Here is a 12,428-nt window from a genome sequence, read left to right as displayed (position 1 = left end):
TGATTGATTAGCAACGATTGAACTCTGAACCACTGAATTAGCACTGCTGATTTGATTAGCACTGGCCAATTCTTGATCTTGCTTAGTTGCAGCTTGACTAGCGGATTGAGCAGCAATAGTAGCATCATTATTAGCTTTGTTAATTAGCTTCAAATTATCAGCAATGTGCCCATTAGCACTAGTTACTATTGAATTCATTGATGAAATGGCCGATAGATATGAACTTAACGATTGCGCATTTGAACTAGCAAGACTGGCCTGACTAGCCGCAACACTGTTCAGAGAGTCTGCTAGTGAAACTTGGCCTAATTGGGCAGCACTATTCGCTTTATCAGCATTTTCAGACGCTAAGGAATTATTAGAACTAATTGCATTTGCAGTGGAACTTGCCTGGCTAGCAAAAGCAACGGCAGCTGAATTAGCAGATTGGGCAGTTGAATTAGTGTTTGCAATGTCCTCAGTTAATGATTTAGCAACTGAAAAGGCACTACTATTCGTAGCACTGTCACCAATGATGACCGCATTGCTAGAATGACTAGCTAATATTGAATCAACAGCCGCAGATGAGTTTTGAATTGCGTTCTCCATGCTGATAGCTTGGGAATTCATTTGGGCATTATTGGCTGCAATTGAATTAGCCTGTGCATTATTAGAACTAGTTAGTGATTCTAGGCTATCTGCACTAGTCTGGGTTTTTTGTACTAATGAATTGGTTGCATTAGCAGAATTGGTTTCTGCATCTTGGACCTTAGCTGCAGATTGCGCAACCATCAACGCAGTTGATGCACTATCTTTCGCAGCATTTGCCGATTGAACTGCAGTGGTAATTTGAGCATTAACGGATGCAATACTATCAGAAATGCTTGCAACTACACTAGCATAGCTGTTGGCCGCACTAAGTTCAGTACTAGTTTGACTAGCATTACTTTGTGCTTGGGCAATTAATGAATCAGCAGCTGAACTGTCACCCACTTGGGCTGCACTAGCTGCACTGACTACATTTTGAGCCACTAACGAAGCACTCGCTGACGCTGCTGCATTAGCTAAGCTAGCTTGATTAGCAACACTTTGCGCTACACTATTTGCAGATTGTACTTTTTGGTTAGCAATTGATGCGACACTATTAGCCACACTTGCACTGTTAAAGGCATCTTGAGCAGCACTTGCAGCACTGATCACGTTAGCATTGCTTTCATAACTAGAAAGGATCGAACTAACATTGGAGTTGGCTGCAGCAACAGAACTAAGGTTACCATCAACAACGCTGGCATTAGAAGCCGCTGATATTGCATTGAAGTTAGCTTGCGAGCTATTGCTGCTTAATCCTGATTGATTAGCAACGATTGAACTCTGAACCACTGAATTAGCACTGCTGATTTGATTAGCACTGGCCAATTCTTGATCTTGCTTAGTTGCAGCTTGACTAGCGGATTGAGCAGCACTAGTAGCATCATTATTAGCTTTGTTAATTAGATTCAAATTATCAGCAATGTGCCCATTAGCACTAGTTACTATTGAATTCATTAATGAAATGGCCGATAGATATGAACTTAACGATTGCGCATTTGAACTAGCAAGACTGGCCTGACTAGCCGCAACACTGTTCAGAGAGTCTGCCAGTGAAACTTGGCCTAATTGGGCAGCACTATTTGCTTTATCAGCATTGGTAGTTGCTAAAGAATTATTGTAACTAACCGCATCCGCAGTGGAACTAGCTTGGCTAGCAAAAGCAACGGCAACTGAATTAGCAGATTGGGCAGTTGAATTAGTGTTTGCAATGTCCTCAGTTAATGATTTAGCAACTGAAAAGGCACTACTATTCGTAGCACTGTCACCAATGATGACCGCATTGCTAGAATGACTAGCTAGTATTGAATCGACAGCCGCAGATGAATTTTGAATTGCATTCTCCATGCTGATAGCTTGGGAATTCATTTGGGCATTATTGGCTGCAACTGAATTAGTCTGTGCATTATTAGAACTAGCTAGTGATTCTAGGCTATCTGCACTAGTCTGGGTTTTTTGTACTAATGAATTGGTTGCATTAGCAGAATTGGTTTCTGCATCTTGGACCTTAGCTGCAGATTGCGCAACCATCAACGCAGTTGATGCACTATCTTTCGCAGCATTTGCAGATTGAACTGCAGTTGTAATTTGGGCATTAACGGATGCAATGCTATCAGAAATACTTGCAACTACACTAGCGTAGCTGCTGGCTGCACTAAGCTCAGTACTAGTTTGACTAGCATTACTTTGTGCTTGAGCAATTAATGAATCCGCAGCTGAACTGTCACCCACTTGGGCTGCACTAGCTGCACTGGCTACATTTTGAGCCACCAACGAAGCACTTGCTGAAGCTGCTGCATTAGCTAAGCTAGCTTGATTAGCAACACTTTGCGCTACACTATTTGCAGATTGTACTTTTTGATTAGCAATTGATGCGACACTATTAGCCACACTTGCACTGTTAAAGGCATCTTGAGCAGCACTTGCAGCACTGATCACGTTAGCATTGCTTTCATAACTAGAAAGAATTGAACTAACAGTGGAGTTGGCTGCAGCAACAGAACTAAGGTTACCATCAACGACGCTGGCATTAGAATCCGCTGATATTGCATTGAAGTTAGCTTGCGAGCTATTGCTGCTTAATCCTGATTGATTAGCAACGATTGAACTCTGAACCACTGAATTAGCACTGCTGATTTGATCAACACTGGCTAATTCTTGATCTTGCTTAGTTGCTGCTTGACTAGCGGATTGAGCAGCGCTAGCAGCATCATTATTAGCTTTGTTGATCAGCTTCAAATTATCAGCAATGTGCCCATTAGCACTAGTTACTATTGAATTCATTGATGAAATAGCAGATAAATATGAACTTAACGATTGAGCATTTGAACTAGCAAGACTGGCCTGACTAGCTGCAACACTGTTCAGAGAGTCTGCCAGTGAAACTTGGCCTAATTGGGCAGCACTATTTGCTTTATCAGCATTGGTAGTTGCTAAAGAATTATTGTAACTAACCGCATCCGCAGTGGAACTAGCTTGGCTAGCAAAAGCAACGGCAGTTGAATTAGCGGATTGAGCAGTGGAATTAGTGTTTATGATGTCCTCAGTTAAGGATTTAGCAACTGAGAAGGCACTACTATTCGTAGCACTGTCACCAATGATGACCGCATTGCTAGAATGACTAGCTAGTATTGAATCTACAGCCGCAGATGAGTTTTGAATTGCGTCCTCCATGCTGATAGCTTGGGAATTCATTTGAGCATTATTGGCTGCAATTGAATTAGCCTGTGCATTATTAGAACTAGCTAGTGATTCTAGGCTATCTGCACTAGTCTGGGTTTTTTGTACTAATGAATTGGTTGCATTAGCAGAATTGGTTTCTGCATCTTGGACCTTAGCTGCAGATTGCGCAACCATCAACGCAGTTGATGCACTATCTTTCGCAGCATTTGCAGATTGAACTGCAGTTGTAATTTGAACATTAACGGATGCAATGCTATCAGAAATACTTGCAACTACACTAGCGTAGCTGCTGGCTGCACTAAGCTCAGTACTAGTTTGACTAGCATTACTTTGTGCTTGAGCAATTAATGAATCCGCAGCTGAACTGTCACCCACTTGGGCTGCACTAGCTGCACTGGCTACATTTTGAGCCACCAACGAAGCACTTGCTGAAGCTGCTGCATTAGCTAAGCTAGCTTGATTAGCAACACTTTGCGCTACACTATTTGCAGATTGTACTTTTTGATTAGCAATCGATGCTACGTTGTTAGCTACACTTGCACTGTTAAAGGCATCTTGAGCAGCACTTGCAGCACTGATCACGTTAGCATTGCTTTCATAACTAGAAAGAATTGAACTAACAGTGGAGTTGGCTGCAGCAACAGAACTAAGGTTACCATCAACAACGCTGGCATTAGAAGCAGCTGCTGTTGCATTGGAGTTAGCTTGCGAGCTATTGCTACTTAATCCTGATTGATTAGCAACGATTGAACTCTGAACCACTGAATTAGCACTGCTGATTTGATTAGCACTGACCAATTCTTGATCTTGCTTAGTTGCAGCTTGACTAGCGGATTGAGCAGCACTAGTAGCATCATTATTAGCTTTATTAATTAGCTTCAAATTATCAGCAATGTGCCCATTAGCACTAGTTACTATTGAATTCATTGATGAAATAGCAGATAAATATGAACTTAATGATTGCACATTTGAACTAGCAACACTGGCCTGACTAGCTGCAACACTATTCAAAGAGTCCGCTAGTGAAACTTGGCCTAATTGGGCAGCACTATTCGCTTTATCAGCATTGGTAGTTGCTAAAGAATTATTGTAACTAACCGCATCCGCAGTGGAACTAGCTTGGCTAGCAAAAGCAACTGCAACTGAATTAGCAGATTGGGCAGTTGAATTAGTGTTTGCAATGTCCTCAGTTAATGATTTAGCAACTGAAAAGGCACTACTATTCGTAGCACTGGCTCCAATGATGACCGCATTGCTAGAATGACTAGCTAGTATTGAATCAACAGCCGCAGATGAGTTTTGAATTGCGTCCTCCATGCTGATAGCTTGGGAATTCATTTGAGCATTATTGGCTGCAATTGAATTAGCCTGTGCATTATTAGAACTAGCTAGTGATTCTAGGCTATCTGCACTAGTCTGAGTTTTTTGTACTAATGAATTGGTTGCATTAGCAGAATTGGTTTCTGCATCTTGGACCTTAGCTGCAGATTGCGCAACCATCAACGCAGTTGATGCACTATCTTTCGCAGCATTTGCAGATTGAACTGCAGTGGTAATTTGAGCATTAACGGATACAATGCTATCAGAAATACTTGCAACTACATTAGCATAACTGTTGGCCGCACTAAGCTCAGTACTAGTTTGACTAGCATTACTTTGTGCTTGGGCAATTAATGAATCCGCAGCTGAACTGTCACCCACTTGGGCTGCACTAGCTGCACTGGCTACATTTTGAGCCACCAACGAAGCACTCGCTGAAGCTGCTGCATTAGCTAAGCTAGCTTGATTAGCAACACTTTGCGCTACACTATTTGCAGATTGTACTTTTTGATTAGCAATCGATGCTACGTTGTTAGCTACACTTGCACTGTTAAAGGCATCTTGAGCAGCACTTGCAGCACTGATCACGTTAGCATTGCTTTCATAACTAGAAAGAATTGAACTAACAGTGGAGTTGGCTGCAGCAACAGAACTAAGGTTACCATCAACAACGCTAGCATTAGAAGATGCTGCTATTGCATTGGAGTTAGCTTGCGAGCTACTAATACTTAATCCTGATTGATTAGCAACGATTGAATTCTGAACCACTGAATTAGCACTGCTGATTTGATTAGCACTGGCCAATTCTTGATCTTGCTTAGTTGCTGCTTGACTAGCGGATTGAGCAGCACTAGCAACATCCGTACTAACATTATTGATATCATTCAAGATATCTATAATATGACCGTTAGCAGACTTAACCAAATTATTCATTGAATCAGCAGTCGTTGCATATGAGCTCAATGTCACTGCATCTAAACTGGCGACACTCGCTTGACTAGCAGCGGTACTATTTAGTGAGTCTGCTAGTGAGGCGTTTCCTAACTTAGCAGCACTAGCAGCCTTAACAGCATTTTCAGATGCTAAGGAGTTATTGGAACTCACAGCAACTGCAGCTGAACTAGCCTGACTAGCAGTAATGATCGCAACTGAATTAGCAGATTGAGCTTGCATATTAGTATTAGAAATATCATTTGCTGCAGATTTAGCTACAGAATATGCACTGCTAATTGTTGCGCTATTAGTAATGATCACAGCATTGCTTTCGTGATTAGCCATTAATGAATTAACTGTATTTGATGCAGCCAAAATTGAATCATTCATACTGATTGCTTGATTACTCATTTGGTTATTAACAACAGCAACTGAATTTGTTTGAGAAGTGGTTGAACTAAGCGTTGATTGGTCTCCGTTAGCAATTGCTTGGCCACTTTCTGCAGCACTAGTGACTGAATTAGCAGAAGCAATTTCCGTATCTTGAAGATGGGCTGCTGATTGAGCAGCTAAAAGTGCACTGGAAGCAGCTACACTAGCAGCACTTGCAGATTTTAATGCATCACTAACTCGAATATTTTCAGCACTAATACTGTTATTCATTTCAGTAATAATTCCTGCATATGAATTAGCGACACTTAATTCATTGCTAGCTTGATCAGCTACACTCTTAGCTTGATCAATCAATGAATCAGCAGCAGAGCTAGCACCAACTTGTGCTGAACTAGCAGCAAGTGCAACTAAACTATCGACAAGCAATGCATTCGTTGAAGCTGATGTATTAGCTGCATGAGCCATATTAGCTACGCTTTGGGCAATTGAATTATCACTTTGTGCTTGTTGATTAGCACTTGATATTGTAGCCACAACCGAACTAGCAGCACTCAATGCTGCTTCAGCAGAATTATTAGCGTTAATAACGACTCCGTTACTTGCATATGAGGCAAGAATAGAACCTGTTAAACTAGCAGCATTAACTACAGATTGTAAATAACCACTAGCAGTATTAACTGAGTTGCTAGTCACTGAGGCTTGACCGCTTGCTTGTGAACCAGATGCAATAACAGCAGATTGGTTTACACTAATCGAACTCTGGGTATTGGCATTTGAACTGTGAATTGCATTCAAACTACTCAACTCGAGATCTTGTTTATCAGCAGCCTGAGATGCTGATTGGGTCGCATTGTTAGCAACATCGCTAGCTTTATTCATTAAATTAAGCGTGGTAACAATATTGCTGTTAGCAGAGTCAATAATGCCGTTCATTGATTTTACAACTGCTGAATACTCACTTAACAATTGAGCAGCTGAACTAGCTGAGCTAGCTTGTCCTAAAGCAACACTATTAAGTGAATCAGCTAATGATACCTGACCTAATTGGGCAGCACTAATTGCACTAGCTGCATTTTGGGATGCTAAAGCATTATTAGAACTAACTATTGCAGCAGTAGCAGTTGCTTGACTATTAGCAATGACTGCATTGGAATTTGCAGATTGAGCAATTGAATTAGCATTCGATATATCAACATAGGCTGAACTAGCAAATGAGAAAGCACTACTATTAGTATCGTTATTAGCAATAATTACAGCATTCATGGAATGCCCAGCTAGCATTGATGCAACGGCCGTTGAAGCAGTTGCGATTGCAGCCCGTACACTTTCGGCTTGTCCATTCAAGCCATTATTAACGCTGGCAACTGAGTTAGCTAATGAATTAGCCGATTGAATCAAAGCATCACTACTATTTACGTTCGTTTCAACACTTTGCGCAGCACTAGTAGTTGCATTAGCAGATGATATTTCATTGTCCTGAACAACTGCTGCAGATTGAGCACTTGAAACTGCAACGGAAGCAGAAACATTTGCATCGTTAGCAGAACCAATGAACTGAGCAATGTGACTATTAGCGCTTGTGATGCTATTATTCATCGTCATCACAATATCTGAATACGAACTAGCAGCACTTACATTTGCACTAGCTTGAGCATAAGCACTTTGGGCTTGGGCAATCAGCGAATCAGCAGCACTACTATTCCCGATCTGAGCTGCATTAGCAGCACTAGATGCAGCCTTAGCAGCAGCGGAAACACCAGCAGAAGCAGCTGCATTAGCAGCACTAGCCTGACTAGCAGCCACTTGAGCTGCTGAGCTAGCAGTTTGTGCATCCTGTGCAACGCTTGCCGCTACCGAATTAATGGAACCCACGGTCGAAAGAGCTGCATTAGCGGCGCTATCAGCATTAATGATGATTCCATTATTTGAATACGATGAAAGAATTGCATTAGCAATGCTAACCGATGTAGTCACAGACTGTAAAGCTCCACTAATAGCAGCTGCATTTGATGCTACATTGATAGATTGGACATTAGTTTGTGAACTAAGCGCATTCAACGATGATTTGATTGAAGCAAGTGAATTTTGGAGAGCTGCATTAGAAGAATTAATTGAACTAACACTATTCAACTCATTATCTTGAGTAGTTGCAGCTTGGCTAGCAGCTGCTGCAGCTTTAGAAGATACATAACTAGCTTCATCAATCGCCTTCAAGGTATTAGTAATATTGTTATTAGCAGATGTCACGATTCCATTCAAAGAATTAACAACTGATGAGTAGCTACTTAATGACTGTGCATACGAACTAGCAACTTGTGCCTGCGTTGCTGCAACACTATTAAATGAATCAGCTAATGAAGATTCGCCCAATTGAGCAGCGCTTCTTGCTAATGATGCATTATCAACTGCTAAACTAGCATTTGAATTCAAGACAATCATAGCTGAGCTAGCCTGATTGGCCGCATCGATCGCGCTTGAATTAGCAGATTGTGCGAGTGCGTTCGCATTTGAAATATCAAGGTATGCTGAACTAGCAATTGAGAATGCATCCTCAGTCACCTTATTATTACCATTAATCACTGCGTTACTTTGATGTTTATTTGATAGTGAAGCCACTGCTTCAGAGTCACTTGCAATTACGCTAGTCATGCTATTGGCGTCATTATTCAATTCATTGTTGTTAGCAGCAAGTGAATTCGATTCTGAGCTGTTAGCGATTGTTGATTGGCTAAATCCAGAACCATCTGAAGTAGCGTTATTAGCAGTAGCAGTAGTTGATTGAGCACTTTGTTCCTCTGTATCTTGCTTACCTGCCGCAATAACTGCATCATTAGTTGCATTAGAAGCTAGTGAATTAGCAGCATTAATAATTGCAAAATCTGAATCAATATTAGAACTAACCGTTGCTAGTGAGGCATTCAAGTCCGCCACAGCCGCACTATATCCAGAAGCTGAACTGGCTTGAGCAATAGCTAAACTAACGCTCACTGATGCATTTGAATTATAGGAATTAGCAAGACTGGTTTGTCCCAGATAAGCAGCACTAATTGCATTAGAAGCAGCAATTGATGCCACCGTGTAATTAGATTGAGCAGCTGATTTTGCAACGCTTGCTAGCGATGTGTTTCTACTTGCATTTGAAGATAGCGTATAAATTTGAACACTGTTAATAGTTGCATCATTAAATGCAGAATGAGCACTGGTAGCAGCATTTTCAATCACTGCGGTTGCTGAAATAATAGTATTATTACTTGCCCGACTTGCTAGTAATGAGTTGACAGTGTTGTTATTAGAAGTGATTTGTTGATTCAAACTATTTGCAAGGTTCGTTCGATCAACAATTGAATTGGCATTGGAGCTCACCTGAGTGTTAGTGGCAATTGCAGAGCTATTTGCCGTGTCTGCCGTACTAGCAGCAAGACTAGCAGCCGTATTCAAACTATTTGCTAATGCCGTTTGACTATCTTGAATCGAAGTAGCGTATTGAGCATTCGCATAAGCACTATTCGCAAGTGAACTAGCACTTGCCGCTTTACTATTTGCTAGTGAGACTCGATCATTAGCAGAAGAAACTAACTTAGCTGCATCTACTACATTTTTAGCATACGAACTAGCATTTGAAGCATTTAAGCTAGCTAGACTAGCGTTAGATGATGCAACCGCATTATATGAATCTGCGATGGCAGAATTACCTAATTTAGCCGCACTTACTGCATTTGAAGCAGCAACTGATGCATTTTGAGCTGTTATTTGAGCAGTCGAATTCATATCCGAACTCAAATTGATGTTGGATTGAACCACGGCGCTTGCCGATTGAGCTTGTGAATTTGCAAATGATGCATCAGAAGATGCTGCATTCGCATCCAATCGTGCTTGACTAGCTACGGAAGAGGCAGCCAACACGGAACTATTATTTGGATGACTAATAAGAAGCCCATCAATAGCGTCATTGTCTCCACTCGCATTAGCTTGGTTAGCATTGGCTTGCGTATTAAGTGAATTAGCGTTACTAGCATTATTATTAGCATTACTAGTAATCGTAACGGCAGAATCATAGCTAACTTGAGCATTACTGCTTGCTTTTTCCGCCACTCCTGATTGGACATTGGCAAAACTAATTTCAGCATTTTCACTATCAGCAGCAACTTTGGCAATATCTCTTTGTAAATTAGTATTTGATACGATTGTAGCTAAACTGTTCTGTTCATTATTAACCGTTTGACTGAGGGCGACAATCGATTGGCTATCGGATACTGCCTTACTAGTATAGAAGCTAACTAGACTAGCATAGGTATTCGTATTATCACTTTGGGTCGCAGCAATAGTTGCCAAGGATGCAGCCTCGGATAGATTCCCTAGCTTTGCAGCTGCAATTGCACTATTGGCAAAGCTACTAGCAGAAGCAGCATATAGCTGAGCACTATGGTTAGCAACACTTTCTAGGTTAGTAGCACTAACTGCATCATTACGTAACGTCTTGATTTGATCAGAGTAGCTATTCGCAGAACTCAAAATTGTTGCAGTCTCACTATTAGTCATACTGATTACTGTATTCGCACTAATAATCGTTGCGTTAGTTGTATGGCTAGCTAATATTGAGGCAACCGCACTAGCATCTTTTTGAACTTGATTTGCGGATTGAATAACACCATCATTAATAACCTTAGCATTACTTGCATTAACGATTGCATCAGAGCTGGCGGCCGTTGCACTTTGTTGATTTAAATCAGCAATCGAAGCAGCAGTAGAGGCAGCACTATTTAACGAATTTGCACTACTAATAATTGAATTTTCCACACTAGCAGCAGATGAAGCGGTCGATTGAGCACTAGAAGCAATTATAATTTGAGCAGCTGCAGCAGACTGGGCACTATTAACATCCCGATTAGCACTGCTAATTGTTGTCGATAAAGTTTCAATTGAACCCTTATATGAATTAACAGCCGTGATAAAACCACTTGCGACACTAACAGCAGCACTAGCAGCAGCATTATATTGACTTGCAGCAACCGAATTTCCTAAAATTGCAGCACTAATTGCAGATGCAGCATTTAAAGAAGCTGCATTTGCTGCTGATTGAGCACTTCCATTAGCATCATTTAAACTACTAATTACTGATTGCAGACTACTTTGTGCTTGTTGAGCTAGAGAATTAGCACTGAAAGCAGCTTGAGAATCAACAATGGCATTTGACAGAGCAACATTTGCATCTGAATTAGCACTGACCACAATTGCATTGTCAGAATGACTAGTTAAGATCAAAGCTGTTGCAGATTGATAACTTGAGACTTGTTGAGCATCATAACTAGCTTGACTAGATTGAAGACTAGCGGTATTAGCAATTAATGAGCTAACCGAAGACATTGTAGTTGCCCCTTGAGAAACCTCAGTTCCTAAATCAGAAAAGCTAACAGCCGCTTTTGAACTATTATTAGCAATTGAAATTGCTTCTGATTCAGCAGACGATGCTGAACTAGCGGTTACATAAGCAACCGATGCAGTCGAGCTAGCAACATTAGCAGATTTAACTACACTGCTAATTTGTGAATTTGCTTGCTCAATATTATTATTTAAGCCATTAATTATATCGGTATATGAGTTAGCTAGGCTTACAAATCCACTGGCTAAGTTAGCTAGGCTCTGAGCTTGGCTATTTAAGGTATCAGCACTCCCACTTTGCCCTAGTTTAGCTGCTGAGGTAGCATCATTGGCAACACTTGCAGCAGCAGCGGCTGCACTTTGCGTTGCTGAGTTAGCTGATAACACGCTCACATTAGCAGCACTAGCGCTTTTAACCATCCCGTTAACACTATCTTGAATGCTCTTAGCAGTACTCCATGCAGAAGATGCCAAATCAAAGGCAGCACTAGCTGATCCACTAGCTGCAGAGATTACTGAATTGCTATTATTTTGCGAAAATAGTGATTGAACTGCACTAGAATTAGAAACAACAGTTAATGACTGGGCACTAACATCAACTACTTGGCCGTTGATTACAGATGCGGTGCTTGAAGTTGCAGTATTAGCAGAACTAGCACTTACAGTCACTTGACTACCAACCGCTGAATAACCACTAGCCGCATTCGAAGTATCATTTGCGGATTTAATTTCTCCATCTTGAACACTCACCGCTTGTGAAGTAGCTGCTGATGCACTCAAAGCGCTTGAACTAGCGTTATTAGCGTTGGCAACGATTGAGTTCATTTGAGAATTAGCAGAACTAATTATTGCATTATAAATAACAATATCAGTTGAATATGAATTAGTGAGGCCAGCGTAATACGTAGTGTTAGCAGCATTATCAAACGCATTCTCATTTAATAATTGTGCCAATGATACGTTGCCAGTCTTAGCAGCACTAAGCGCTTCAGAAGCATTCGATGCTGCAGCATCAGCGTTATTTGATGCAGCAATGCTAGCCGATTTAGCCAAACTAAATGCTGATTGGGCGCTGTTAAATGCAGCACTAGCCGTTGAGTAAGTTGAACTAGCACTTAAAAATGCATTCTTAGCCTGATCAGCAGCGCTAATGG

The 12,428-nt window shown here is 41.1% G+C and carries 1 protein-coding gene (only partly in view); it reads right to left on the bottom strand.

What is annotated here, in order from left to right:
- Positions 1-12,428: part of a beta strand repeat-containing protein coding region (locus ACSYTE_RS08705; protein ID WP_491717666.1), annotated on the bottom strand (this coding region is incomplete at its 3' end). The annotated region continues 21,448 nt past the right edge of the window; the window shows 12,428 of its 33,876 annotated nt.

It is taken from the genome of Nicoliella sp. ESL1120 (genome assembly GCF_058508515.1).
The sequence above is the reverse complement of the archived record's forward strand: the minus strand, read 5'-3'. Positions and strand labels throughout refer to the sequence as shown.